The sequence below is a fragment of the Owenweeksia hongkongensis DSM 17368 genome (assembly GCF_000236705.1).
GTDB classification, from domain to species: domain Bacteria; phylum Bacteroidota; class Bacteroidia; order Flavobacteriales; family Schleiferiaceae; genus Owenweeksia; species Owenweeksia hongkongensis.
In genome coordinates this window covers 3,916,758-3,943,639 of record NC_016599.1, presented here as the reverse complement: position 1 = coordinate 3,943,639, position 26,882 = coordinate 3,916,758, and the positions used below count along the sequence as shown (strand labels likewise).

Sequence of the window (26,882 nt, the reverse complement as noted above, 5' to 3'; positions counted from 1 at the left end):
AAAGGAACTACCCCATCTTCATTATCAAATCAGCCAGCCTGTGGCTATATCCCATTTCATTATCATACCAGCCTACTACTTTTACCATGTTGCCAAGTACGGATGTTAAGCCTTCATCAAACCACACAGAGTATGGGCTGCCAATTACATCACGCGACACGATAGGATCGGCAGTATAACCGAGGTATCCTTTGAACGGGCCTTCTTCCGAAGCTTTTTTGAAAGCTGTATTGATTTCTTCTACGGTGGTGTTTTTCTTTACAGTAATGGTGATATCCGTAAGGCTACCATCCGGTACTGGCACTCGTATTCCGGCACCACCAATGCGGCCTTCCAGTTCTGGAAAAATACGGGTGATTGCCTTTGCTGCCCCAGTGCTGGTAGGTACTATGCTTTCGGCAGCTGCACGCCCTCTACGAAAATCTTTATGCGGGCCATCCTGCAATTGTTGGTCTGTGGTGTAGCTATGCACGGTGGTAATATATGCATGGTCTACCCCGCATACTTCGTCCACTATTTTTAATAATGGCGCTACCGAGTTTGTAGTACAAGAAGCATTTGAAACTATGATGTCATCTGAACTGAGTTCATCACCATTTGCGCCAAGTACAATGGTCTTGGTATCATCAGTAGCCGGAGCAGAAATTATTACTTTTTTGGCACCAGCCTTAATGTGACCAATGGCTAAGTCAGTTGTTTTAAATCTACCAGTGGCTTCGATAACAAGATCTACCCCTACTGATGCCCAAGGAATATTGGCTGGTTCTTTTTCACTAAAAACGGAAATCTCTCTACCGTTAATTACAAGCTTGCCTGCCTGCTCCTTTACCTCATCAGGAAAGTGCCCATGCACGGTGTCATACTTTAGCAAGTGGGCCAAATTCTTCACATCAGCCAAATCATTAATCGCTACCAATTCTATGTTTGGATACTTGCGAATAACCCTTGTGAGGGAGCGTCCTATTCGGCCAAAGCCGTTGATTCCTATTCTTAGCGTTTTCATATGGCTAAATTATAAAGCTTGATAGATTTTAATCATTAGTTCAACCTATAATCACATTGACATTTCCCCTTTGGCGTAAGCCTAACATTTCAACTGAACCTGTATTGAGCCCTGTCGAAATGCTCAATGTGGCTAAAACAAATCGACTCCGCTCAATGCGACTAACCACTTAGGGCTGTCGCTTCGAGCGGAGTCGATATTTATATGCAAAATGTTATGCAGGTTTTAGCCTACTATCTGTGCGGCTTCCACTTCTTCTTCAAATTCCTGAAGATAGCGTTCAGCTTCCAAAGCTCCCATACAACCCGAACCAGCAGCTGTCACTGCCTGACGGTAAATTCTATCTTGAGCATCGCCAGTGGCAAATACTCCCGGCAAATTGGTGGTAGCGGTTCCTGGCTTGGTAATCAAGTACCCGGTGCTATCCATATCCAACTGTCCTTTGAAGATATCAGTGTTTGGTTTGTGACCAATGGCCACGAAGAAACCTTCGGCAGGAATAGTTTGCTCCTCTCCCGTTTGATTGTTTTTCACCTTCACACCTGTAACGGTTTTTTCACCCACTACCTCAACGGTATCGGTATTGAAAAGAACTTCGATGTTTGGTGTTTTCATCACGCGCTCTTCCATAATTTTGGAAGCTTTCCAGTGATCTTTACGGATAAGCACAGTTACTTTTGGGCAAAGCTTGGCAAGGTAAGTAGCCTCTTCAGCAGCAGAATCTCCACCCCCTACAACTACTACATTTAGTCCTTTAAAGAAGAAGCCATCGCAAATAGCACAAGCGGAAACGCCATGTCCCATAAAGGCTTTCTCAGACTCTAAACCAAGGTATTGAGCAGAAGCACCGGTAGCAATAATTACAGTTCTTGCTAAAATGGTAGTTGTCTCATCAATAGTAAGTTTGTGATATTCACCAGGAATTTCACTTAGCTCAGTTTTGGTAACCATTCCAAAGCGAACATCTGTTCCAAAACGCTCTGCTTGCTTCTTTAGGTCTTCCATCATTTCAGGCCCCATAATTCCTTCAGGGTATCCCGGGAAATTTTCTACATCAGTAGTGGTGGTAAGTTGTCCACCAGGCTCAAGACCAGTATATACAACTGGTTTCAGGTTTGCTCTTGCAGCATAAATTGCAGCGGTATATCCCGCAGGTCCAGTACCGATAATTACGCACTTATGTTTTTCCATCGTTTCTTCAATTTTGAACAAAAGTAAGGTAATCTATAAATTTATTGGTCTTCTATAAGACAAGAAAATGAGCTTATAAATGATCGGCATCGTTTCAAGAATATTTTTACATTTGCCGCCCTTTATGGGGTGTAGATCTATATTATGACGCACTTCGGAAGACCATGCACCTTACATGGAGGTTCTGGTCCAAAGCCTAAAGTGAATTATCGGGATGTAGCTCAGTTGGTAGAGTGCACGTCTGGGGGGCGTGAGGCCGCAGGTTCAAGTCCTGTCATCCCGACTCAGTGACAGAAAGGCTTAGAAGATCTTCTAAGCCTTTTTTGTTTTCACGCGGTTGCAGTCCTCCTTGCCCATAACCTCTTTCTTCTTACGTCTACCTTATAATTTACCTGTCTAAAGAAATCTAGCTCAGCTACTTCATGAAATTTAGAGTATTTACCTTAGTTCCTATCTTAAATAGTTAATCTACATTTGTACTTCTATTGAATAACCAAAGCGGTGAAACAACAAAATCCATATAACAGCGAATGCTCTCCAAATTTTTGGAGAAATAGCTCTATGGATTCCACTCTCCGCCTTCGCAGGTCACGAAGACGCCTTAGGGCGTAATATCATCCTTTGCGGGCTTACGTAGCCTCGCCACAGTACAATCGTACTTATTTCATTTCATTTTTTTTCTAAAGTTTAATCCTCTTTTCAATGTCATATATTGTTAAGGTGGCTGATGAGAGTCATTCTCAATACGCGGAATCTATTTGCCAAATGATGGCGGATGCCGCTAAAATTCGCGGGACAGGAATTGCCAAACGTGAGCCCGCATACATACAAGCCAAAATGGCCGAAGGCAAGGCTGTGATCGCATTTGATGTGAACACAGTTGTTGGTTTTTGTTACATAGAAACCTGGGAAGGCAAAAAATATGTGGCCAACTCCGGGCTTATTGTTCATCCTGAATATCGCAATACAGGACTGGCAAGAGCCATTAAGCAAGCCACGTTCGACCTTTCAAAACAAAAGTTTCCTACGTCACTATTATTCGGAATTACCACCAGCCAGGCGGTAATGCGAATAAACTCTGACCTGGGCTACAAGCCCGTTCCATTTTCGGAGCTTACTCAGGATAATGCCTTTTGGAAAGGCTGCGAAAGCTGCCCTAATCACGACATTCTGCTACGCACTAATCGCGGCATGTGCTTATGCACAGGTATGATGTACGATTTGAGTAAAACTCTGCCTAAGCCTCTGGATAAGAAAAAATCATGGGAAAATTTCAGAAGCTTTATGACAGAGCGCAAAGAGCGCATTCAAAAGAAACTTCAAAAATTCCCTTTCCTAAAACCAGCATTAAAAAATCTAAAATCCAATGATGAATAATAAAGTTGTTCTCGCCTTTAGTGGCGGTTTAGATACTTCCTACTGCGTAAAGTATTTAAAGCATGACAAAAACCTGGAAGTACATTCAGCAATTGTAAATACAGGAGGTTTTTCGCCAGAGGAGCTTCAGGAAATTGAAACCAAAGCATTTAACCTTGGAGTCAGTTCGCATATCGCTCTGGAGGAAACGGATAATTATTACCAAAAAATTATCAAATATTTGATTTTTGGCAACGTATTAAAAAACAACACCTACCCTCTTTCGGTAAGTGCTGAGCGAATTTATCAGGCCATTGCCTTAGCGGAATATGCCCAAGAAGTTGGCGCATCTTACATTGCTCATGGCAGCACTGGTGCGGGAAATGATCAGGTGCGTTTTGATTTGGTTTTCCAACTTATCGCTCCCGAAATTAAAATCATAACGCCTATACGTGATCAACAACTTTCGCGTCAAGCGGAAATTGAATACCTGGCAAAACATGGAGTAAACATCGATTGGAAAAAAGCTCAATATTCTATCAATAAAGGCCTTTGGGGAACCAGCATTGGCGGTGCAGAAACACTTACATCTCACGCTCCACTCCCAGAAGAAGCCTACCCCAGCCCTCTGGTTGAAACTACGCCCAAGCAAATTGCTTTGACTTTTGAAAATGGCGAACTAGTTGGCTTGGATGATGATAATCTAGCTCCGGTTGAAGCCATTCAAAAACTTGAATCTATTGCCAGCAAATATGCTATTGGTAGAGATATGCATATTGGTGATACAATTATTGGAATAAAAGGACGTGTAGGTTTTGAAGCAGCAGCGGCAAGTATCATCATCAAAGCACATCACACTTTAGAAAAACATACACTCTCTAAATGGCAGCAACATTGGAAACAACAGCTGGGCGATTGGTACGGCATGTTCATCCATGAATCGCAATATTTTGAACCTGTAATGCGCAATATTGAAGGCTTTCTTCAAGATTCACAAAAAACCGTGTCGGGTAAAGTTTTCGTAGAACTTCTACCCTATCGTTTTATCGTCCAAGGAATTGACTCTCCTTATGATTTGATGAAATCAGGTTTTGCAGATTATGGAGAAATCAACAAACAATGGACGGGCGATGATGTGAAAGGCTTCACTAAAATATTGGCCAATCCCATGAAAATTTTCAAACATGTGAATGACAAGGTAAATAGTGAACTTCAAAACTCGGATACCTATGATTAAAGCAGGAATAATTGGCGGCACAGGTTACGTGGCGGGAGAATTGATTCGTCTATTGGTAAATCACCCTAACGTAAAGATTGACTTTATATACAGTCACTCTCAGCCGGGACAGAGTGTTGCATCCGTTCATGAAGATTTATTTGGCTTTGAAAGTTTACAATTTACCGATCAGGTAAACCTCAATGTGGATGTGCTTTTCCTTTGTTTAGGTCATGGAAATTCTAAGAAGTTTCTGGAAAACCACACCTTCTCGCCAAGTACCAAAGTAATTGACCTTAGCAATGATTTTAGGCTTGAAGCTGATGCTAATTTTTTGGGTAAAGAGTACGTTTATGGGCTCCCTGAACTGAACAAGGAAAAGATTGCAAATGCTGGATATATTGCCAACCCAGGCTGTTTTGCCACAGCGATTCAATTGGCTTTGTTGCCACTGGCAAAAGGTGGTTTTCTTAAAAATGAAGTTCACATAAACGCCATAACAGGGTCTACTGGTGCAGGTCAATCACCATCAGCTACCACACATTTTAGTTGGCGAAATAACAACCTGTCCATCTACAAAGCTTTTAGCCATCAGCATTTAGGTGAAATTGGCGAAAGCTTGGTTTCCCTTCAACCCGATTTTGATAAAGCTTTAAACTTCCTTCCCTTACGGGGAGATTTTACAAGAGGAATTTTTGCCTGCGTCTACACCAATTGTGAACTCTCAGAAGAAGAATTAAGCGCGCTTTACAAATCTTATTATGAGGATGCTCCATTCACCAAAATCAGTGCAAATGGTATCAACCTTAAGCAAGTAGTTAACACCAACTTCTGCTTGCTTCAGGTGCAAAAAATAGATGGCAAAGTGCTAATCATCTCCGTGATTGACAACCTTTTAAAAGGAGCCTCCGGGCAAGCTATCCAAAATATGAACCTAATGTTTGGTCTTAATGAAAGTACCGGACTAAACCTTAAAGCCAGTTACTTCTGATGAAATTATTTGACGTTTATCCCCTATATAACATTACTCCTGTAAATGCTAAGGGCATTCATGTGTATGATGAAAAAGGCACGGAATACCTTGATCTGTATGGAGGCCATGCGGTTATTTCAATCGGGCATTCTCATCCCTACTATGTGAAATCTATTCAGGATCAGGTAGCAAAACTTGGCTTTTATTCCAATGCCATTCAAAACCCGCTGCAGGAAGAACTTGCTCAAAAGCTGGGCGAACTTTCAGGATGTGTCGATTACAACCTTTTCTTGTGTAATTCTGGCGCTGAAGCCAATGAGAATGCTTTGAAAGTTGCCTCTTTTGTTACTAATAAATCGAGAGTCATTGCTTTCAAAAACTCCTTTCATGGAAGGACTTCTGCCGCGGTTGCTGCTACAGACAACCCCAAAATAAATGCCCCGCTAAACCAACAGCAAGAAGTTACCTTCATTGAGCTTGGCGATTTGGAAACCGTAAAATCGGAGCTTCAAAAAGGAGGTGTGTGTACGGTTATTATTGAGTTTATTCAGGGCGTTGGTGGCCTTGATGAAAGCACTCAAGAATTCTATGAGCAGCTAAGTAATCTGTGCAAAAAACATGATGCATTTCTGATAGCCGATGAAGTACAATCTGGCTATGGGCGTACGGGAGACTTCTTCGCCTTTCAAAAATATAATGTTACCCCAGACATCATTTCTATAGCCAAAGGCATGGGAAATGGATTTCCGATTGGGGGCATTTTACTTCACCCAAATATTGAAGCAAAGCACGGAATGCTAGGAACAACATTTGGCGGAAATCATCTTGCTTGCTCTGCAGGTATTGCCGTGCTCAATGTTTTGAAAGATGAGTCACTTATACAAAATGCAAAGAAAACCGGGGCCTTACTTTCGGAGGAGTTGAAAGCAATTCCTCAGGTAAAAAAACTTAAAGGCAGAGGCCTAATGTTAGGATTGGAATTCGATTTTCCGATAAAGGAGTTACGTTCCAAACTGCTTTTTGAAGATCAAATTTTTACTGGATCAACATCCAACCCAAATCTCTTGCGAATCCTGCCTCCACTTTGTATCACTATCGATGATTTCAAACCATTTGTGGAAGCACTAAAAAAACATTTGTCATGATGAATTTCACCTCTGTAAAAGATTTAACCAATATAAATGCTTGGTTGAAAAAAGCGCTGGAAATAAAAGCAAACCCTTTTGGTTTCCAGGAATTTGGTAAAAACAAAACCCTTGGGCTTATTTTTTTAAACCCAAGTTTACGGACAAGGTTGAGCACGCAAAAAGCGGCTTTGAATCTCGGCATGAACGTAATGGTGATGAATTTGGGAACCGAAGGTTGGTCTATAGAAATGACAGACGGAACAGTGATGGATCAAGGAAGTCAGGAACACATCAAGGAAGCCGCTGGTGTTATTTCCCAATACTGTGACATCATCGGCATTAGAACTTTTGCTGAGTTAAAAAACCGTGACGAAGATTATTCGGAAAAGGTGCTCACCAAGTTTATCCAAAGTGCTAAAGTTCCGGTGGTTTCATTAGAAAGTGCTACCCTTCACCCATTGCAGTCCTTCGCGGATTTGATCACCATAGAAGAGCAAAAAAAAATAACTCGTCCCAAAGTGGTACTGAGCTGGGCGCCACACCCTCGTGCTCTACCTCAGGCTGTGGCCAATTCATTTGTAGAGTGGATGAAGCAAGCTGATGTAGAATTGGTAATTACAAATCCTGTAGGGTTTGATTTGTCTCCAGAATTTACCGATGGTGTTACAGTTCTTCACAATCAGAATGAAGCTTTGGCTGGAGCCAACTTTGTATACGCCAAAAATTGGTCATCATACGAGAACTATGGACAAACTGCTCCAAATCTTACCGACTGGACTATCTCCAAACCAAAAATGGATTTGACCAATAATGGAAAGTTTATGCATTGCCTGCCTGTCCGCAGAAACGTGGTGGTAACAGATGAAGTGATAGACTCCGGAAATTCATTGGTTTTGGAACAGGCCAACAACAGGACCTATGCCGCGCAAACGGTTTTACTAAAAATGCTTCAGAATGTCGGATAAACTAAGAATCATAAAAGTTGGAGGAAACGTTATTGACGACCCTGCGGCACTTTCTGAAGTTTTGCACTCCTTTTCCAAAATGGAAGGTCATAAAATTCTGGTGCATGGTGGTGGAAAAAAGGCATCTATATTTAGCAGAAAACTTGGTATCGAACCTCAAATGATCAATGGTCGAAGAATTACATCTGCCGAAGACATAGACATTGTAACCATGATCTACGCAGGGCTGATCAATAAAAACATAGTGGCCCAATTGCAGGCTTTTACTTGTAATGCTGCTGGCTTTACCGGTGCAGATGGAAATAGCATTCTTTCTATCAAACGTCCGGTTGAGCCAATTGATTTCGGTTTTGTGGGTGATGTAAAAACTGTAAATCACCCTGTGATTTCTCAATGGCTACAGGATGGAATTTGTCCTGTATTTTGTGCTATCACCCATGACGGAAATGGGCAATTGCTAAACACTAATGCCGACACCATTGCTTCGGAATTGGCAATAGCACTGGTAAAAGAATATGAAACAGAATTAATTTACTGCTTCGAAAAACAAGGCGTGTTGGCAGATTTGGCTGATGATAATTCAGTGATTGAAAATATCGACAGCATTAAATATGAAGCGCTAAAAAACGCCAATAGCATTCATGATGGGATGCTGCCTAAAATGGAGAATTGCTTTCATGCCTTGAAAAATAAAGTATCAAAAGTGTGTATAGGCAACATCAATTTTCTAAAGGATGAAACCTCCGTTCATAGCACTTTAATCCTCTAAATTTTTCAAGAATGGAACTACAGCAAAAAGCCATTGAACTACTAAAAAAGTTAATTGTGACACCTTCCTTTTCGGGTGAAGAAGATGAAACCGCAAAGCATATTTGCAACTGGTTTGATGATCATAAAATTCCCTTTAATCGAAATGACAATAACATTTGGGCAACCAACAAACACTTTGACAAAAATAAACCAACCATACTTCTCAACTCACATCACGACACGGTAAAGCCAAACTCAGGTTATACCAATGATCCATTTGAAGCCAAGGTGGAAGATGGAAAGTTATATGGCCTTGGCAGCAATGATGCTGGTGGTTGTCTGGTTTCGCTCATCGCTCTCTTTACCCATTTTTACGCAAGTGAAAACCTTAGGTACAACCTGCTAATGGCCGCTACTGCGGAAGAAGAAAGTTCTGGACCGAATGGCCTGAATAGTTTGTTGAAAATAACACCACCGATAGAATTTGCAGTGGTGGGCGAGCCTACACAAATGAACCTGGCCATAGCCGAAAAAGGCCTGTTGGTAATTGACGCTTACGCACCTGGTGTTTCAGGCCACGCAGCACACACCAATACCGACAATGCCATTTATAATGCTATGGATGATATTCAGTGGATACGCAACTATAGCTTCTCAACAGCTTCGGAGGTGCTGGGTCCGGTAAAAATGAGCGTCACACAAATAAATGCCGGCAGCCAGCACAATGTTGTTCCCGCCAGTTGCCACTTTGTGATAGACGTTCGCGTGAATGAGCATTACAGCAATCAGGAGGTTTTTGAAATTATTAACGAACACACTAAGAGTGAGTTAAAGGCCCGCTCCTTCCGATTGAATTCGTCTTCTATACCAGAAAATCATCCCATCGTTCAGGCGGGTATTGCTTTGGGAAGAACTACCTATGGCTCGCCTACTCTTTCCGATCAGGCTTCGCTATCATGTCCTTCTTTAAAATTAGGACCCGGAGATTCCACGCGATCGCATCAGGCCAATGAATTTATTTATTTAAATGAGATTGAAGAAGGCATCGACATTTACATTAAACTTTTTGAAACCATATTATAAAAAACATACCCTATGAAACTCTGGGATAAAGGATACACCACCGAAAATATTGTAGACCGATATACTGTAGGCAATGATCGTCAGCTCGACTTGAAGCTTGCCAAGCATGATGTGCGTGGAAATATTGCTCATGCTGTTATGCTCCACAAAATCGGCATTCTTGATACACAAGAACTTGATGATATTTTAAAAGCACTGCAAACCATTGATACCCAAATTGAAAATGGAGATTTTATTATTGAGGAGCAATTTGAGGATGTGCATAGTAAAATTGAATTTGAGCTGGTTCAGCAAATTGGCGAAGCCGGAAAAAAAATTCACACCGCACGTTCGCGCAACGATCAGGTTTTAGTGGATCTGCACTTGTATGTCAAAGAGGAGATACATAATATAAAATCATTGATCCAAAATCTATTTGACACTTTACTGAAGCTAGCCGAACAGCACAAAAATGTACTCATGCCCGGCTACACGCACATGCAGGTGGCCATGCCTTCTTCCTTTGGCCTTTGGTTTAGCGCTTACGCAGAAAGCTTAATCGATGATATGATCATGCTAAATGCTGCACTAAAAGTTGCCGATCAAAATCCACTTGGGTCAGCTGCAGGCTATGGTACTTCTTTCCCTATCAACCGCTCTATGACCACCGAACTGCTTGGTTTTGAAACCATGAAGTACAATGTAGTGGCTGCCCAAATGAGCCGTGGAAAACTAGAGAAAACCATAGGCTACGCTTTGGCTTCTGTAGCAGGAACTTTGTCCAAGCTTTCCGCTGACATTTGTCTTTTTATGAGTCAGAATTTCAACTTTGTAGGTTTCCCTAAAGAGCTTACAACCGGATCGAGTATAATGCCGCACAAACAAAACCCAGATGTGTTTGAATTGATGCGCGCCCATAGCAACAAGATTCAAAACTTACCAGTAGAACTGAGTTTTATAACCAATAACCTCACAACCGGTTATCATCGCGATTTTCAGCTTTTAAAGGAAAGCCTGATGAACGGAATTGATCAAACCAAGGACAATTTGGAGGTTTGTGACTTTATGCTGCAGCATATTTCCATCAATGATAAATTACTGGAAAATCCAATATATGACTACCTCTACAGCGTAGAAGAAGTAAATAAACTTGTGATGAACGGAATGACATTTAGAGATGCCTATCAAAAGTTGGGGAAAGAAATTATGGATGGAAAGTTCAGCCCTTCAAAAGAAGTGAATCATGTACATGAAGGAAGTATTGGAAATCTTTGTTTGGAGGAAATCAAACTTAAAATGAAGTCAGAAAACTAAACCTATGCAATCAAATAGCCTTCACACATATTTTTGCCTGTTGCAACTAGAGTATGGACAGTAAAAATGATTTAAAACTAAGCTTCCTTTTTTGACTTAAAAAAGACTATCCATAACAGGTTTTAGAGTCCGCAGCCCTCTTCTAATATCTATTAATTCAGAATATCCTAAACCCGAAAATTGCATAGCTGACATTTTTGTCTACATTTGGCCCCATGATAACGAATCAACAACTACATCATCATTTTCATTCTGGTCATCAGGCGAGGAGGAAATGATATGTGTATACTATAAATTTTCAAAAACCCGTCTGAGCATCTCAGGCGGGTTTTTTCGTTTTTAACCACTCCCCTTTTTTGCTCAGACATTAACCAAAAAATGTAATGAGTAAATTAAAACTGGCGATTCAAAAAAGTGGACGCCTAAGTGAAAAGTCACTAAAGCTGCTGGAAGAAAGCGGAATCAAGGTGAGCAATGGCAATCGAAAATTAAAATCCGAAGCCAGCAATTTTCCAATTGAAGTTCTCTTTTTAAGGGACGATGACATTCCCCAATATGTAGCAGAAGGTGTTGCTCATATTGGAATTGTTGGCCAAAATGAGGTTTTTGAGCAAAACCTAAATCTAACCGAAGCTATGCCGCTTGGCTTTGCAAAATGCCGCCTTTCATTAGCAGTACCTCGAGAAGATAAGTATACTGACCTGAGCTACTTTCAAGGCAAGCGCGTGGCTACCAGCTATCCCAATATTCTTTCCAATTACTTTAAAGAAAATGACATTACAGCCGAAATTGAAAAAATTAGCGGTAGCGTAGAAATTGCTCCAAGCATAGGTTTGGCTGATGGTATTTGCGACCTGGTAAGTACCGGAAGTACATTGGTAATGAATGGTCTTAAAGAAGTAGAAGTAGTACTAAAAAGTGAAGCTTCCCTTATTGTAAACGACAATTTAAGTCCTGAAAACCAAAGGCTATTAAATCAACTTCTTTTCAGGTTTAAGGCCGTAAACGAAGCCAAAAACAACAAATACATTTTACTAAATGCTCCGCAGCAATCGGTTGAAAAAATCACGAAAATCTTACCTGGAATGAAAAGTCCTACAGTGCTCCCTCTTGCAGAAAGTGGTTGGGTGAGTATCCACTCCGTAGTAAGAGAAGATGATTTTTGGAACATCATTGATCAGTTGCAAAACCTTGGTGCTGAAGGAATTCTTGTTTCACCGATTGAAAAAATGATTGTGTGATGGAGCTAATTAATTATCCCGAAAAGCAAGATTGGTACAATTTGGTGTCTCGACCATCGCTGGGTACTGCTGACCTTGATGAAGTAGTAAATTCAATTCTCGCCAAAGTAAAAACCTTTGGCGATCAGGCTCTTTTCGAGCTTTTAGAAAAATATGATCAGGTTTCCCTTGATTCCCTTTCGGTTAGTTCAAGTGAATTTTCTGATGCCGAGGGTGAAGTAGATGAGGAACTCAAAAATGCCATTCAGATAGCAAAAAGCAACATTGAGAAATTTCATGCCGCGCAGCGATTGTCATTGCAAAAAATTGAAACCAGTCCTGGAGTAGTTTGCTGGCAAAAACAAGTTCCCATTCAAAAAGTAGGCTTGTATATCCCTGGTGGCTCTGCCCCTTTATTCTCCACCTTATTGATGCTTGGCATACCAGCAAAATTAGCCGGATGCCCGGAAATTGTGGTGTGCACACCTCCTAACAAAAATGGCAAAATTCACCCAGCAACCTTATACACCGCTTCCTTATTAGGAATCAAAAATGTGTTTAAAATCGGTGGTGCGCAGGCTATTGCGGCTATGGCTTACGGAACATCTTCTATTCCCAAAGTGAATAAAATATTTGGCCCTGGAAATCAATTTGTAACTAAAGCTAAAGAGCTGGTTCAAACAAAAGGTGTGGCCATAGACATGCCTGCAGGACCAAGCGAGGTATTGGTAATTGCTGATGAAAGTGCACGTCCTGATTTTGTGGCGGCAGATTTACTTTCTCAAGCAGAGCATGGCCCTGATAGTCAGGTGATATTATTATCCACCTGCAAAGATGTGGTGGCTAATGTTTTGAACGAAATTGAGAAACAACTACGTGCGCTTCCGCGAATGGAAGTAACTCAAAAAGCATTGCAAAACAGCAAAGCCATTCTACTGAAAAACCTGAGTGACTGCATAGCCTTCAGTAATTTATATGCACCTGAGCACCTGATATTGGCTTGTGAGAATCCCTCGGATTTGGCGGGAGCTGTAACCAATGCAGGATCTGTATTTATAGGAAACTATAGTTGCGAGAGTGCGGGCGATTATGCCAGTGGCACCAACCACACCTTGCCCACTAATGGGTTTGCCGAAAGTTACAGCGGAGTGTCACTTTCCAGCTTTACCAAGTACATCAGCTTTCAGGAAATATCTAAGGAAGGGTTGGATGGAATTGGCAATGCCATAGAAATAATGGCGGAAGCCGAAGGCCTTCAGGCGCATAAAAATGCGGTAACTATTAGAACCTCAAAATCATAAGCTATGGAACTTGAAAAATTGGCGAGACCCAACATTTTAAAAATGATGCCTTACAGTTCTTCGCGCGATGAGTTTAAGGGAGAAGCTCAAGTATTTTTGGATGCGAACGAAAGCCCTTTTGGAAAGCTCAACCGTTATCCTGACCCACATCAGATCACTTTAAAATCTAAAATTGCTAACCAATGGAATGTAAAGGCGAATGAGATTTTTATCGGAAATGGTAGCGATGAAATAATCGACTTACTATTCCGCATCTTCTGTACACCCGGTGTAGACAAAGCTTTGTCCTTTGTTCCAACCTATGGAATGTATAAAGTATCGGCACAGCTCAACGATGTAGAAATGGTCGAAATTCCGTTAAACAAAGATTTCGATCTTGATGAAAGCATTATTAAAAAAGCCCTGCAAGAAAGGGATGTGAAAATTATTTTTCTGTGCTCGCCCAACAATCCTACAGGCAATATTTTGAGTGAGGAATGCATAACTCGATTGCTAAAATATTTTGACGGCCTTGTGATAATGGACGAAGCCTACGCACAGTTTAGCAATCAAAAATCATGGTCAGAAAAGCTATCAGATTTTCCAAATCTATTGGTGAGCCAAACCTTTAGCAAAGCCTGGAGTTTGGCAGCAGCACGGGTGGGAATTGCTTTCGGAAATCCTGAAATCATAGAGCTTCTTACTAAAGTAAAGCCGCCTTACAATGTGAGCGAATTAAACCAGAAAGCTGCTTTAGACATTCTATTAAAGAGTGCCCGCATCTATCAAAATACTTTGGTTCTAAAGTCGGAGCGTAAGAAAATGATAGTTGCATTAAATGCCTACTCCTTTGTAAAACGTGTATTTCCAACACAGGCTAATTTCATTCTGATTAGTGTAGCCAAGCCGCAAAAATTGTATCAATTTCTTTTACAAAACGGCATTATCGTTCGGAATAGAAGCTCTCAAATAGAAGGCTGCCTGAGGATTTCTATAGGAACCAAAAAGGAAAACCAAACTTTAATAAAAGCGCTGGATCGCTTTAAAAAACTAGAAAAATGAAGAAAGTTCTATTCATAGATCGAGACGGCACCTTAATCATTGAGCCGGAAGATCAACAAATTGACAGCCTCGAAAAACTGGAGTTTTACCCTGAAGTATTTCAATGGCTGGGTAAAATATCGCGCGAGCTGGATTATGAATTGGTGATGGTGACCAATCAGGATGGGCTGGGTACAAGCTCTTTCCCCGAAGAGGATTTTTGGCCCGCCCAAAACAAAATGCTGAATACTCTAAAAAACGAGGGAATTACCTTCAGTGAAATTTTGATTGACAAGAGTTTTCCGGAAGAAAAAAAGGATACCCGAAAACCAGGAACCGGCCTGCTTCAGAAATACATTTATGGTTCTTATGACTTGGCCAATTCAGTGGTAATTGGTGACCGACTGACGGATGTGGAGTTAGCTAAAAACTTGGGTGCAAAATCTATTCTTCTCGCTTCCGCGAAAGAAGAAAACGCAAATCTATCAACTACTCGTTGGGAAGATATTTATCACTTTTTGCGAAATACCGACCGTAAAGCTTCGGTAAAAAGAACTACCAAAGAAACCGCGATTGAGGTAATCCTCAATTTGGATGGTTCAGGGAAATCGCAAATCTCTACGGGTTTGCCATTTTTTGATCACATGCTCGATCAGCTGGCGCGCCATGGCAATGTGGATTTGACTATTTCAGCAAATGGTGATTTGGAGATAGACGAACACCACACTATTGAAGATGTGGCGCTCACCCTTGGAGAAGCTTTTCGCAAGGCTTTGGGAAGCAAAAAAGGTGTTCAGCGCTATGGCTTTCTTCTGCCCATGGATGATTGCGTTTCACAAGTAGCTATTGATTTTGGTGGCCGTCCTTGGCTGGTTTGGGATGCCATGTTTACCCGCGAAAAGGTTGGAGATATGCCCACGGAAATGTTTTTGCACTTCTTTAAATCCTTTAGTGATGCGGCCCAATGTAACCTCAATATAAAAGCAGAAGGTCAAAACGAACATCACAAGATTGAATCAATTTTTAAGGCTTTTGCGCAAGCCATAAAAATGGCCATAACGCAAAGCGATAGCGGCAAAATCCCCAGTACAAAAGGAGTATTATGAAACAACGGATAGCGATATTAAAATACAATGCGGGCAATAGCACCTCGCTTAATTACGCCTTGGCGCGATTGGGTATTGAAGCCATTTTGACGGATGACCCGCAAGAATTACTAAAAGCCGACAAAGTAATTTTCCCGGGTGTTGGTGAGGCTAGCTCAGCCATGAAATATTTGAAAATACAAAACCTGGACTCATTGATTCCACAGCTCACCCAACCTGTTTTAGGTATTTGCTTAGGCATGCAACTTATGTGTAATTTTTCGGAAGAAGGAAACACTACAGGACTGAAAATATTTGATACGGAAGTAAAAAGATTCCCTGCGAAAGGTATTATTCCACACACCGGCTGGAATAATTTATCAAAAGCCAAAAGTCCTCTAATGGATAGCGTAGAAACTGGCGATGATTTCTATTTTGTACATAGTTTTTACGCGGCTACTTGTACGCAAACTATTGCTGAATGCGACTACCTCCTACCCTTTAGTGCCGCACTTCAAAAAGATAATTTCTTCGGAGCTCAGTTCCACCCTGAAAAATCAGGTAAAACCGGTGAGCGAATCCTTCAAAACTTTATTGACTTATGAGAATAATACCAGCTATAGATATAATTGACGGGCAATGTGTGCGCCTTTCACAAGGTAGCTTCACTTCCAAAACAACTTACCCTGACAAGCCATTGGAGGTTGCCAAATCTTTTGAAGATGCGGGTTTAAAATACTTACACCTCGTGGATTTGGATGGGGCCCGAAGTGGAAAAGTAGTGAATGAAAAAACGCTTTTAGAAATTACCTCAAACACCAACTTGGTGGTGGATTTTGGAGGTGGATTAAAAACCATGGAGGATGTGAAAAAAGCATTTGATTGCGGAGCACAACAGCTCAACTTTGGTAGCATTGCTGTAAAAAATCCTGAGTTTTTCTTGTCCTGCCTATCCAAATATGGGGCAAAAAAAATTATCCTCAGCGCAGACTCCTTAAATGGAATGGTGGCCATAAGCGGATGGGAAGAACAAAGCTCACAATCTATTTTGCCATTTGTCCAAAACTACTGTGAGCAAGGCGTTCAGAACATCACAGCAACCGACATCAGCAAAGATGGAATGCTTGCCGGCCCAGCCTTTGAATTATACTCATCCCTCATTCAGAATTCATCTGCAAAAATTGTGGCCAGTGGCGGCATTAGCAAGCTTGACGATTTGAAAAAACTACGCGAAATAGGTTGCGAAGGTACTATTGTTGGAAAGGCCATTTATGAAGGTAAAATTCCCTTGGATGAGCTGGTGACTTTTGAACGAAATGATAACTCTAACAACGACTGATCATGCTCAAAAAAAGAATAATTCCGTGCTTGGATATAGATCAGGGACGCACGGTAAAAGGTGTGAGTTTTAAAAACCTTCGAGATGCAGGAGACCCTCTGGAACTTGCCCAGCGCTACGTAGATGAAGGTGCGGATGAATTGGTGTTTCTGGATATTTCAGCTACTCATGAAAAGCGCAAAACCCTTTTACCATTGGTAGAGAAAATTGCTCAAATCATAAACATCCCTTTCACGGTGGGTGGAGGTATTGATTCTGTGGGACTAGGTAAAGAAGTAATTGCAGCCGGAGCTGATAAGTTGAGCATTAATTCATCTGCCGTAAGGCGCCCCGAACTAATACAAGAACTGGCTAGTGAAGTTGGGAGCCAGGCAGTGGTAGTGGCTATTGATACTCATAAGGAGAAAGGCCAATGGCACGTATATACTCAGGGAGGAAGAAAAAAAACAGAATGGCTTACCGAAAAATGGGCTTACACGGCCGAACAATTTGGTGCTGGTGAATTGCTACTTACGAGTATGAACCATGACGGCCAGAAAAAAGGCTTTGCCATTGAGTTACTTCAGCTTATTGGCAACGTGGTTAATTTGCCCATCATAGCTTCCGGAGGCGCAGGTGAGATTAATCATTTTGTAGATGTATTCAGTAAAACCAATGCCACGGGCGCTTTGGCAGCCAGCATTTTTCACTTTGGGGAAATTCCTATTCCTGATCTAAAAAACTATTTAAAAACTCAAAACATTGCCATCCGATGAAAGTAGATTTTAACAAATTTTCAGACGGTCTTGCTCCTGCAATTATTCAGGATGCTGTGGACCAGCAAGTGTTGATGCTTGGCTATATGAACGAAGAAGCTTTGAAAAAAACCTTAACAGAAAGTCGAGTGACCTTTTATAGTAGAAGTAAAAAACGACCCTGGACCAAGGGCGAAACCTCGGGTAATTACTTAGGGCTTGACTCTATAAAAGTGGATTGTGATGAAGACGCCATTTTGATAAAAGTAAAACCCACCGGGCTTGTTTGCCACAAGGGCACACAAACTTGCTTTGGAAATAAAACCAGTCTAGGGTTTTTATATCAATTGGAAGAAACTATTGCTAAGCGAATAGATGGTGATGACCCGAATTCATACACCAATACACTCTACAAAAGAGGTATTAATAAAGTAGCCCAAAAGGTAGGCGAAGAGGCCGTGGAACTTGTGATTGAGGCTAAAGATGATAATGCAGAACTCTTTAAAAATGAAGCTGCAGATTTGCTCTATCACTTTTTAATTTTGCTAAAAGCTAAAGGTTTTAAACTTCAAGAAATTGAGGCAATACTGAAAGAGCGAGATTCAAAAAAGTAATAAGTTTCGAACTGCACTAAATGAAAAAGGCCGCTCAAATGAGCGGCCTTCATAATTGGAAATAACCCTATTCCCTATTTACAAAATTGTAACTCTTACGGTAGTTGATTTTCCGTTGGCAATTACACGCAGGTAATAAACTCCAGGTGCAAGGTTTTCAATGTCCATATCGGTTTCTACATGGCCACCTACATTACCCAAGTCCTTTGTGTATATTATTTGACCAACAGTATTTACCAGTGCAAGCTGCACATCCTGTCCACCAATCAAATCAAGGTTTATGTTAAACTTACCGTTGTTTGGGTTTGGATATACTTCTACACTTCCTGCAAACTCAAGTTCATTTAAGCTCACATCGGTAAATATGGTTTGAGTAATAGTATCAGTAGTACCACAAACAGTATCGGTTACTGTAAGAGTAACAGTGTAAGTTCCGCCCGCTGTGTATGTATTTGAAGGCATTTCTCCAGTTCCAGTGGTTCCATTGCCAAAGTCCCAATCGTATACATGTCCTGAAGAAGCTGAAGCGTCAAAGTCAACAACTCCACTAGCATTTACTACAGAACTAAAGCTAGCCACGGCTGTGTCATTATTTACCCCCATGGTAAGTGCAATACGGTTGTTGCCACACACATCCAGGCTTTCCCAGTGAAGGGTTTTAGCGATAGAACTTGCGCTTGTGGCTCCCACCATGTTAGATCCAAAATATGCACCTCCAACACCAGCTATATACTCAAAGTCATTGGTGGTTTTAAATACTGAATCAACGGTTGCTCCAGCCAATCCCTCTGCTTCATACTTACCGGTTTTACTGGCCAGGTATATTGAAATAGTATCTCCTGCTGTAAAGATTACCGGATTTCTAAAATTAAATCTGTAAGCAGCTAAACTTGATGAACTTGTTTGCTCCAAGGAGTCAATCAATGTCCAGCTGGAACGGGTAGTTTCATGTCCTTTATAATCTCCCATTTTATAGAACGCCTTCAATGATTTAGCACCAGTTTGATGAGATACCCACGTATATCCAGAGAAAATAAAGTCCCTTTTCACATAAACTTTAAACATAGTACCGAAAAGAGATCCTGCAGTTCCGGTTTGAACAACCAATGAACTTGACTGTCCTCTGTCCAGATACAAAGTTTGACCAGGTTGCACGCTTACGGTATCGCCTGTGGCAACCGGGGTTACATCATTAGCATTAGCATACCAGTTATGACTGATACCCGTTTGAGGAAGAGCTACAAATATTCCGCTTGTATCATTAGCACAAATGGAATCAACCGGCATGTGCAATGGCACTGCTGAAATCAACTCAAGACCAGCTTCTGATAAAGTATCATTAGTCATATTCTGATCTCCTGACAATCCGGTGTAGGCATCAATGTTAATCACACCACCTGTATAAGCGTTAATTGTGCCCACTGTAATAGTAGCCGATGCACCCGGAGCTATGTTTCCAGTATATGTAATGGTAACACTTGAAGTGATAGCACCTGAAATATTTGCCCCTACAGGCAAGGTCGTAATGGCATTGATTCCATTGTTTTTCACTTTAACCTCTATCACAAGGCTTGAATCCCCGCATACTAAATCAAAAGGAGAAACAATACTTTCCAGCTCTGCATCATTTTGAATGATAGTGGTAAAAGTGATTGGGCCTACCCAGTCAGTAGAATCACACATATCCGAAAGGTAAATATCATACGTCATACCAGGCGTAAGACCTGATACTCTTGTAGGACTTGAACCAGCATACACATTAGTACCTGTAGCTGTAGCCTGACGGAAGCCTGTTGGGCCATACTCCATTACGAATGAAGTACCGTTACTTATTGACGTCCAGCTGAAGTCAGCGAAATTGGTGTAAACACTATCAAGTGAAAACGCTGTTGGAATAAGGCAGGTAGGTAGTTCATCAATACCTACATTATCAAGTGCTATATCACCATAGGTTCCTCCTCTTTTAGCTACAAAGCTGATAGTAGCCGGCTGAGTCATATAAGCACTAATATCTACATAAGCAGTAATCCAGTCAGAAGTATCAGCTACTTGCTGTTGTCCGCTGATGCTCCAGATAGTATCGGTTTGTGTACCATCGTCTATCAATACATACAACTCACCAATTTGTGATCCATGCATATGATAAGAGAAACTTAGCGTAGGCGTAGTTAAGGTTGAAAAATCAACCTTTGGCATTTGCAAATATGCCAGTGAATTATTTACACCTCTAGAGGCTTCTGTGAAAACATATTTTCCAGAACCACCCCCACCTGTGGAAGGACCAGTACTAGAGCTTGTTGTACTTCCAAAGTTAGTTTCCCACCTAAATGAAGTGAAACTTTCTGGTGTTCGTATCCAACAACCATCCACGGCATTAGTAGCTGCTGTTCCCCTAACCCAACCCGAACTTTCAAAATCCTCTACAAACGGAGCTACTTTCGTAACACACTTCGTACATAATGAAATAGGTCCATACCATGGGCTATTACTGGAAGTGCAATTTCCACGGATATAAACATCATAGCATGTAAAAGGTGTTAGGCCTGTAAGGGTATCTGTAGTGCTGGTTAAGCCAGAAATAGTTGTTCCCAATCCTTGAGTAAATCCAGCCGCACCATATTCGATATCAAAGGTACTTCCATCTCCAGCAGTCCAGTTAAGAACTACACTTGTGTCTCGAACATCGCTAAATACACCAAAACTTGGTGCAACACATGCAGGCTGTACTTCAATATACAGGTCATCAATGGCCATATATACGTTGTTGGCATTATGAGCATGTCTTATCACCACGTATTTGTGATTAGCTGGTACACCTGTTAATGGTACAGCAAATTCAGTCCATACATCTGTAATAGTGGTTACTGTGTCAAGTGGTGTGAAGGATGCAGTATCATTAGCTGAAAGCATAGTTCCTATATAAAACTCAGGAGTACCTGAAGTGCCCGTATAGCTATCACTTGCCTGAAATCTTACTTGCAAGGTATTTGTAGCCAAGTCGGTTATTTCTGGACTTACTAAAAAGGTTGCCGTAGCTGTAGAGTTATAATACCTGTAATAAATATTACCTGAAAAAGGTTGCAGTGCAAGACCTGCACTAGGATCATAAGCCCTTGCGTAAGATATGTTAGAACCAAAGGTTAAAAATGACCAGCAAATATCAGACTCTGAATTAGACAGGTAATCCCAATCAGTAAAATAACTGTTGGTAAAAGAACATTCGGTACGAACGGTAAATGGTCCTACCCACGCTGAAAAGCCATTAGAAGAATCTGTGCAATTATTATTTAAATAAAAATCATAAGAAGTATTTGGAGTAAGCCCTGTTATAGTATCCCCCGATCCATTGATGGTGGTAGTGGTGCCCGTTCCCTGAGTAAAACCAGTAGGACCAAATTCAACCTCAAACGCATGGCCTGGAGAGCTGAAAACTAGATTTACAGAAGTGGCGGTAACATTATCAAAAGCAACCACGCCAGGCTTAGGACAAGGCGGAGCTTCTTCTATCACTATAGAATCAATAGCTATATCTGAGTAAAGGCTAATACCGTGTATTGCATGAAAAACTAAATGTGTAGTGTCATTCTTGTAAGGAGATAAATCAATGATGGCTTCTCTCCAGGTATTACCCTGATCACCTGATATGGATGTAAGTGTATCATAAGCCGTTCCATTCCAGGCCCAAACTTCTAACGTTCCCATATGGATTCCATACATGTGATAACCAAATGTTAGCTGTGGTACAGTAAGTGAACTTAAATCAAGGTTTGGAGAGGTAAAGTTGGCTATGTCATTTGTAAATCCATTATAGGCTTGTGCAAAAACATAGTTAGAACCTCCATAGGCGCTTGGAGGACCTGTAAAAGAAGTTGATGTAGATCCTGAACCCGTACCCCATAAGAAAACGTTACCACTAGACGGCACTACCGACCAACAGGGATCAATTGAAAACCCAGAATTTGGTGTACCAGACCCTGAAACCCAATTTGATCCTTCAAAAGATTCATAATAGGGATAGGTGCTAACAACTCCACAGCCAATGGTAAAGGAGAGCGAAGTCCATGCACTTGAATCTGTTGGCGAACACACCTCCATTACATACACATCATAAGTGGATTGTGGTGTAAGACCTGTTAATGAAATGGTATCATTGGTAGCAGTCATTTTGGTTCCAGAACCCAGCGTAAAACCAGTTGTGCCGTATTGAACTTTAACAGTAGCCCCCATATTGCTTTGAGTCCAATACACTTTTGCTGTTGAGCCAAAAGCATCAAATACTCCTAAATTAGAACTTCCCACACAGCTTGGAGGTGCATATTCATCAGCTCCCATATCAGGATAGGTAGCGCTTCTTAAGTCACCGTCAATATCAGTAGTAATGCTACTTATCACAGCACCGCTATCATTCATAGCTACCGAACTAGCGTGTAGATCAGTTGCAGATACAAATTGCGGATCAACATTCATAGCTCCGGTACCCCAGCCACCAGTATTGGCTTTATATGCGGCAAAACTTGTAAATGTGCTTAGGCCCGAACCATCAGGTATATCAACACTAAAATATCCAGCAGGTGCATAGTAATTATTGTGGTCTATTACTAAACCGTTAAAGCGTGAACCAATGGCACTGCTACGGCAGTAAAAAAACTGGCCAGATCCTGCATTATCTAACGCAAAAATATTATTGCGTACTTCCACGCCCGATAAGGTGCGTGCGTTGTTGTTATCGAACCAAATACAGTTAGCATTTGCGCCTTGGTTTTTAATTTTAAACGTGTTATTGAAAATTTCAATTTGATCTTTGTTTTTCATCAACAGACCTGTAGGAGTTGTTGAATTGGTACCATGGTATTGAATCATGTTATTAGCAACAATGGCTGGTTTTGTTGCATCGCCAGCAGGCCCGTTTCCTGGAGCCATAGCCAAAATTATCATGCGGGTGTTGTTTGCGTCAGAATTAACATACATGTTATTTCTGGTAATAATTATGTTGTCGCCAGCATCCCAAAAACTAAGCGCACCGCTGCTTGCAGTATTCGATGTAGAAATTTCGTTATTGTCTACATTAACATTATGATAGTTATTTATAACAACCGCTTTACCAGCAAAGTCTTGAAAAGTATTGCCTATAATACTAATATCTGTACCGTAATTAATTTGCCTGTTAGGAGTTGTTATTGGACCGGTTTCCCCCACCATATTTATGCTTACGTCAAAGCCTTCAATCGTGTTGTTTTCTATTAAAATGTATTCGGCATTGTTCTGCACAACAGAAATAGTAGTTATAGAGCTTGATCCAATTATACCACGAGTATTTGATAAAGCTGGACCAACAATGTGACTATTAATAACAGCATTACTATCAGCATGACGCATAAAATGCACGCCCCAGCCATTGGTTCCTGTCACTTCAATATTTAGGCTGTCAATTGTAATGTGGCTGGCAGAGTCTAAACTAATTATTGGCAAATTAGCCATAGTTGGCGCTGCCGTAATTGTGGTTAAGTCTCCTAAACCTTTAAATGTAATGGTGTTGGTTGTGCTTGCTCCAGAAATGGCAGAAATAGATATCTGCTCGGTGTAAGTACCTGCTTGCACATTAAAGGTAACCGCACCTGAAACTCCATTGGAAGTAAGGGCAGAAACTGCAGCCGTAAAAGTTTGATAATTAGTTCCACCCGTAGGAGAAGAACCATTGATAGTATATGCACCAGATAACTGGCCCATCACTACCGTACTCATCAGCATAAAGGCTGACACAAAAAGATACAAAGGTGATGCTTTCTTCATTGTTTAAGTTTAAGTTTACTATTAGTTAATCGTATTTAGAATATGAAACTACAATACTTTATAAGCTAATTTACATTTTGAACTTACCCAAACTAGCTCCGTGGGGCACGTGCCCCACACATTTACAGTCAACACCTGAAGAGAAAATTTGAAATATTCTACTTCTCATTACAATCCCTTTATGATATAGTCTAGCTGCTTTTAGCCAAAAGGAATCTGAAATGAATTCATCCTTTAGCAAATCCATTAGGGACTTGATTGAATAAATGGGATGTAGAAGTAGTTAGTTTATGGAAACCCAGGCTTATAAGTTTCCTCGTAAATTAACATCTAGCGATTCAGTTAATCTTATTGGATATAAAAAAGTAAAGCCCCAGTTTAATGAGGCTTTACTACTTCCCTATTTCCTAAAATTCTCAAGAAAAACACTAATCTCAAGATAGCACTCCTGGGTAGAGAGCTATTTTTATAAATACAATCCAAAGTAACAATGATATATTTGGCTTTTCAATAGGGTCGAAACTGTAAATATGTAAAGTAAATACCTGATTTATCATTATATAATGATTGTATGAAGCTGAAAAGAGTCAGTTTCCTTCTTGGAACTCAATAACTCAGGTATTCGACCCAATTTCGTAGTGTATTTACCCTGCTGAGGTGCTCAGTAAACATATTTTGAAGTAATTTCCACCACCTAAACCACCAAGAGTCTGATGATTGCTTGGCGTATCAACGGGAGGAAAATTCTTTGATTAAAGATTTTAAAGATGAAATCAAAACCACATTCAAGCTTGAGGTACCCATTTATTTTGGTGCTTATGCTCGTATTACTTTTGCCAGCCAGGAGTCAAAATGCTCAGCAACTCAGTCCTTCAGAAATTCATCAATTACTGGAAAGGTTTGTGAATTATTCACGTGACAGTTCATATGTTCTTTTAGAACTAGCTTCAAAGAAAATCGAACAATTACAAGAACAGGATTTAGTCAATGAGCTTAAGGCTGAAAACAACCTAAGGAGAACCGATTATTGGATTGTGCTCAACCTTGACTCTGCTAAGGTAACTCTTGATAAGGCCTATCAATATTATAAAAAGCATCCCGATCATAAAAAATTGGCCGAAGTGTATGTTTTAAAAGCTCAGTTTGCAGATTTTTCGCAAGGTACAGGCAAATCGAATATGAGGGATAAAGTTTTACCTTATTTTGATAGTGCTTTAGTCCAGGTGAAGCATATTGTTGATTATCCATTATACTCATATATTTATTTTGAAAGAGCTGGCTCGATGCAGCGTATGGAACTGTGGGAGGAAAGTTTTGAGAGTTCTATTCTATGTATGAAGTATGCGGAGCTGTCTTGCGATTCACTAGCTATTGCTGTAGCCAACTTTTTGATGGGAAGAACCTATCATCACTTTGGTCTATTCAATTCGTCCGAAGAGCATATTGCCCTGTCCGTTGATTATGCTAAAGGAATGACTCAACAGGATGAAATTATTCACATCTATGCTGATGTTTTGTTTCAGAAAAACAAAATAAAATTAGCTAAAGAAAATTATGAAAAAGCCTTAAAAATTGCTCTGGAAAAAAAGAACCTATCCAAGGCCGTTGTGCTTTACTCCAGCATAGGTCAAATTGAGCTTAGAGAAAATAACTTCACAGCTGCTGAAGTTTGCTTTGATAAGATAAACTCCATATTGGAATCAAAAAATCAAGCCGGCTATAAAACATTACTTTTTATGGCTCACATACATTTTCAACGAGGGGAACTCACTCAGGTAAAAGAAGATCTTAACTTATTCAAAGCTAAGTACAGCATTGGATCGGTTATACCTAGAAGTATCGATGTGTATAAAGAAGCGGCAGACTTACATACTGCCCTCAACCAAACCGACCAAGCAACTTTTTATTACAAAAAATGGGGGGTATTAAAAGATAGCCTCTACTCCTACACCAATTTGCAGCAGCTTAATGCCCTTGAAGCCATGTATTTTAAGGAGCTTAAAAAGAATGAGCTGATTCAGCAAAAAAGCAACGAAATTATTCAACAAAATGAAGAGTTAATAAAGAACAGGCAGCAGCGTGCCAGAATGGGAGGGCTATTGATAGTCGTAATTCTTATTGGTGGTGGACTGATATACTATATCAGGATGAAAGGACTTAAAGAAAATCAAGCACTTAAGTTTTCATTGAAAGAGAAACAAATGGAACAAATGATTGATGCTCAAGAAGATGAACGGCAACGATTGGCTCGTGAACTTCATGATGGTATAGGACAGTCTCTTGTCGCTTTGAAAATGCAACTACAGTTTGACAAAAATCCGAAAGCTACAGACATAACGGTACAGCGACTGGAAGTAATTTGTGATGAAGTAAGATCTTTATCACATCAAATGATGCCTTTAGAACTCAAGGAGAATGGACTACAGTCTGCTATTGAACAATTAATAGAACATAATTTTGCTGCCTCTCCAATTGAGGTTGATTTTTTATTTTCAGGATTACAGAATAGGTTACCTAGCAATATTGAGATCAATGTTTATAGAATTATCCAAGAATTGGCCTCCAACATATTTCGTCATTCCAAGGCATCAAAAGTGGGTATTCAATTATTAATTCGTGGAAAAAAACTGATATTGATTGTTGAGGATGATGGTAAAGGCTTTGACATAACATCTAAGAATCACGGTATTGGAATTAATAATATTTATGTAAGATTAGAAGCTTTGGGAGGTTCGATCCAAATACAATCCTCTCCGGGAAGTGGGACGTATACACACATATCTATCCCTACCTTTACAGATGTAAATAAAAAAACTGCTTAA

Annotated in this window: 20 protein-coding genes and 1 tRNA gene; 18 read left to right on the top strand and 3 right to left on the bottom strand. The window is 40.5% G+C overall.

The features are described from left to right. Positions 1-7 precede the first annotated feature (7 nt). Positions 8-1,003 (bottom strand): type I glyceraldehyde-3-phosphate dehydrogenase, encoded by a 996-nt coding sequence (gap, locus tag OWEHO_RS17320; protein WP_014203802.1) that lies wholly within the window; start codon positions 1,001-1,003, stop codon positions 8-10. Between the two features lie 225 nt (positions 1,004-1,228). Further along, positions 1,229-2,194: a thioredoxin-disulfide reductase gene (gene trxB, locus OWEHO_RS17315; protein ID WP_014203801.1), complete on the bottom strand. Its 966-nt coding sequence runs from the start codon at positions 2,192-2,194 to the stop codon at positions 1,229-1,231. Between the two features lie 210 nt (positions 2,195-2,404). On the opposite strand from trxB, the gene OWEHO_RS17310 reads away from it, so the two are divergent. From OWEHO_RS17310 to hisIE, 17 genes are all read left to right on the top strand, one after another. Continuing rightward, positions 2,405-2,477: transfer RNA gene (locus tag OWEHO_RS17310), tRNA-Pro, on the top strand. 419 nt (positions 2,478-2,896) lie between these two features. After that, positions 2,897-3,571, top strand: coding sequence for a GNAT family N-acetyltransferase (locus tag OWEHO_RS17305; RefSeq protein WP_014203800.1), 675 nt, complete (start codon positions 2,897-2,899; stop codon positions 3,569-3,571). Next, positions 3,561-4,787 carry an argininosuccinate synthase gene (locus OWEHO_RS17300; RefSeq protein WP_014203799.1) on the top strand — a complete coding sequence of 409 codons (1,227 nt, stop codon included), beginning with the start codon at positions 3,561-3,563 and terminating at the stop codon, positions 4,785-4,787. The genes OWEHO_RS17305 and OWEHO_RS17300 overlap by 11 nt, the downstream gene beginning before the upstream one ends. After that, entirely contained in the window at positions 4,780-5,757 is a 978-nt protein-coding gene (argC, locus tag OWEHO_RS17295) for an N-acetyl-gamma-glutamyl-phosphate reductase (protein WP_014203798.1), read from the top strand. Before OWEHO_RS17300 ends, argC begins: the two co-directional genes overlap by 8 nt. After that, positions 5,757-6,884 (top strand): aspartate aminotransferase family protein, encoded by a 1,128-nt coding sequence (locus tag OWEHO_RS17290; RefSeq protein ID WP_014203797.1) that lies wholly within the window; start codon positions 5,757-5,759, stop codon positions 6,882-6,884. The genes argC and OWEHO_RS17290 overlap by 1 nt, the downstream gene beginning before the upstream one ends. Next, positions 6,881-7,831, top strand: coding sequence for a Rossmann-fold NAD(P)-binding domain-containing protein (locus OWEHO_RS17285; protein ID WP_014203796.1), 951 nt, complete (start codon positions 6,881-6,883; stop codon positions 7,829-7,831). The genes OWEHO_RS17290 and OWEHO_RS17285 overlap by 4 nt, the downstream gene beginning before the upstream one ends. After that, complete coding sequence (argB, locus tag OWEHO_RS17280; RefSeq protein WP_014203795.1) at positions 7,821-8,600, top strand: acetylglutamate kinase; 780 nt, start codon at positions 7,821-7,823, stop codon at positions 8,598-8,600. The genes OWEHO_RS17285 and argB overlap by 11 nt, the downstream gene beginning before the upstream one ends. Before the next feature lie 11 nt (positions 8,601-8,611). After that, entirely contained in the window at positions 8,612-9,664 is a 1,053-nt protein-coding gene (locus OWEHO_RS17275; RefSeq protein ID WP_014203794.1) for a M20 family metallo-hydrolase, read from the top strand. 12 nt (positions 9,665-9,676) lie between these two features. Further along, the gene (gene argH, locus OWEHO_RS17270) at positions 9,677-10,957 is read left to right on the top strand and encodes an argininosuccinate lyase (protein WP_014203793.1); all 1,281 of its coding nucleotides are present in this window, start codon (positions 9,677-9,679) and stop codon (positions 10,955-10,957) included. 383 nt (positions 10,958-11,340) lie between these two features. Continuing rightward, positions 11,341-12,198: an ATP phosphoribosyltransferase gene (gene hisG / locus OWEHO_RS17265; protein ID WP_014203792.1), complete on the top strand. Its 858-nt coding sequence runs from the start codon at positions 11,341-11,343 to the stop codon at positions 12,196-12,198. Then, entirely contained in the window at positions 12,198-13,478 is a 1,281-nt protein-coding gene (gene hisD, locus OWEHO_RS17260) for a histidinol dehydrogenase (RefSeq protein ID WP_014203791.1), read from the top strand. Before hisG ends, hisD begins: the two co-directional genes overlap by 1 nt. A 3-nt stretch (positions 13,479-13,481) precedes the next feature. Beyond that, a complete protein-coding gene (gene hisC / locus OWEHO_RS17255) occupies positions 13,482-14,519 on the top strand; it encodes a histidinol-phosphate transaminase (RefSeq protein WP_014203790.1) in 1,038 nt (345 codons plus the stop codon). Beyond that, positions 14,516-15,604, top strand: a complete 1,089-nt coding sequence (gene hisB, locus OWEHO_RS17250) for a bifunctional histidinol-phosphatase/imidazoleglycerol-phosphate dehydratase HisB (RefSeq protein WP_014203789.1) — start codon at positions 14,516-14,518, stop codon at positions 15,602-15,604. The genes hisC and hisB overlap by 4 nt, the downstream gene beginning before the upstream one ends. After that, a complete protein-coding gene (gene hisH / locus OWEHO_RS17245; RefSeq protein ID WP_014203788.1) occupies positions 15,601-16,188 on the top strand; it encodes an imidazole glycerol phosphate synthase subunit HisH in 588 nt (195 codons plus the stop codon). Before hisB ends, hisH begins: the two co-directional genes overlap by 4 nt. Beyond that, positions 16,185-16,922 (top strand): 1-(5-phosphoribosyl)-5-[(5-phosphoribosylamino)methylideneamino]imidazole-4-carboxamide isomerase, encoded by a 738-nt coding sequence (hisA, locus tag OWEHO_RS17240; RefSeq protein ID WP_014203787.1) that lies wholly within the window; start codon positions 16,185-16,187, stop codon positions 16,920-16,922. The genes hisH and hisA overlap by 4 nt, the downstream gene beginning before the upstream one ends. Positions 16,923-16,924: 2 nt before the next feature. Further along, positions 16,925-17,677, top strand: a complete 753-nt coding sequence (hisF, locus tag OWEHO_RS17235) for an imidazole glycerol phosphate synthase subunit HisF (RefSeq protein ID WP_014203786.1) — start codon at positions 16,925-16,927, stop codon at positions 17,675-17,677. Beyond that, a complete protein-coding gene (gene hisIE, locus OWEHO_RS17230) occupies positions 17,674-18,270 on the top strand; it encodes a bifunctional phosphoribosyl-AMP cyclohydrolase/phosphoribosyl-ATP diphosphatase HisIE (protein WP_014203785.1) in 597 nt (198 codons plus the stop codon). Before hisF ends, hisIE begins: the two co-directional genes overlap by 4 nt. A gap of 78 nt (positions 18,271-18,348) precedes the next feature. Here hisIE and OWEHO_RS17225 read toward each other — a convergent pair whose 3' ends face one another. After that, positions 18,349-24,060, bottom strand: coding sequence for a T9SS-dependent choice-of-anchor J family protein (locus tag OWEHO_RS17225; protein WP_014203784.1), 5,712 nt, complete (start codon positions 24,058-24,060; stop codon positions 18,349-18,351). 818 nt (positions 24,061-24,878) lie between these two features. Between OWEHO_RS17225 and OWEHO_RS17220 the strand changes: the two genes are divergently transcribed. Continuing rightward, complete coding sequence (locus tag OWEHO_RS17220; protein ID WP_223252699.1) at positions 24,879-26,882, top strand: tetratricopeptide repeat-containing sensor histidine kinase; 2,004 nt, start codon at positions 24,879-24,881, stop codon at positions 26,880-26,882.

Coding starts and splice junctions, on each gene's coding strand:
- argC (WP_014203798.1), top strand. CDS start 4,780: ATGATTAAAGCAGGAATAATTGGCGGCACAGGTTACGTGGCGGGAGAA.
- hisF (WP_014203786.1), top strand. CDS start 16,925: ATGCTCAAAAAAAGAATAATTCCGTGCTTGGATATAGATCAGGGACGC.
- gap (WP_014203802.1), bottom strand. CDS start 1,003: ATGAAAACGCTAAGAATAGGAATCAACGGCTTTGGCCGAATAGGACGC.
- OWEHO_RS17305 (WP_014203800.1), top strand. CDS start 2,897: ATGTCATATATTGTTAAGGTGGCTGATGAGAGTCATTCTCAATACGCG.
- OWEHO_RS17220 (WP_223252699.1), top strand. CDS start 24,879: ATGCTCGTATTACTTTTGCCAGCCAGGAGTCAAAATGCTCAGCAACTC.
- hisG (WP_014203792.1), top strand. CDS start 11,341: ATGAGTAAATTAAAACTGGCGATTCAAAAAAGTGGACGCCTAAGTGAA.
- hisIE (WP_014203785.1), top strand. CDS start 17,674: ATGAAAGTAGATTTTAACAAATTTTCAGACGGTCTTGCTCCTGCAATT.
- OWEHO_RS17225 (WP_014203784.1), bottom strand. CDS start 24,060: ATGAAGAAAGCATCACCTTTGTATCTTTTTGTGTCAGCCTTTATGCTG.
- OWEHO_RS17300 (WP_014203799.1), top strand. CDS start 3,561: ATGATGAATAATAAAGTTGTTCTCGCCTTTAGTGGCGGTTTAGATACT.
- OWEHO_RS17285 (WP_014203796.1), top strand. CDS start 6,881: ATGATGAATTTCACCTCTGTAAAAGATTTAACCAATATAAATGCTTGG.
- hisH (WP_014203788.1), top strand. CDS start 15,601: ATGAAACAACGGATAGCGATATTAAAATACAATGCGGGCAATAGCACC.
- argH (WP_014203793.1), top strand. CDS start 9,677: ATGAAACTCTGGGATAAAGGATACACCACCGAAAATATTGTAGACCGA.
- hisC (WP_014203790.1), top strand. CDS start 13,482: ATGGAACTTGAAAAATTGGCGAGACCCAACATTTTAAAAATGATGCCT.
- argB (WP_014203795.1), top strand. CDS start 7,821: ATGTCGGATAAACTAAGAATCATAAAAGTTGGAGGAAACGTTATTGAC.
- hisD (WP_014203791.1), top strand. CDS start 12,198: ATGGAGCTAATTAATTATCCCGAAAAGCAAGATTGGTACAATTTGGTG.
- hisB (WP_014203789.1), top strand. CDS start 14,516: ATGAAGAAAGTTCTATTCATAGATCGAGACGGCACCTTAATCATTGAG.
- trxB (WP_014203801.1), bottom strand. CDS start 2,194: ATGGAAAAACATAAGTGCGTAATTATCGGTACTGGACCTGCGGGATAT.
- OWEHO_RS17275 (WP_014203794.1), top strand. CDS start 8,612: ATGGAACTACAGCAAAAAGCCATTGAACTACTAAAAAAGTTAATTGTG.
- OWEHO_RS17290 (WP_014203797.1), top strand. CDS start 5,757: ATGAAATTATTTGACGTTTATCCCCTATATAACATTACTCCTGTAAAT.
- hisA (WP_014203787.1), top strand. CDS start 16,185: ATGAGAATAATACCAGCTATAGATATAATTGACGGGCAATGTGTGCGC.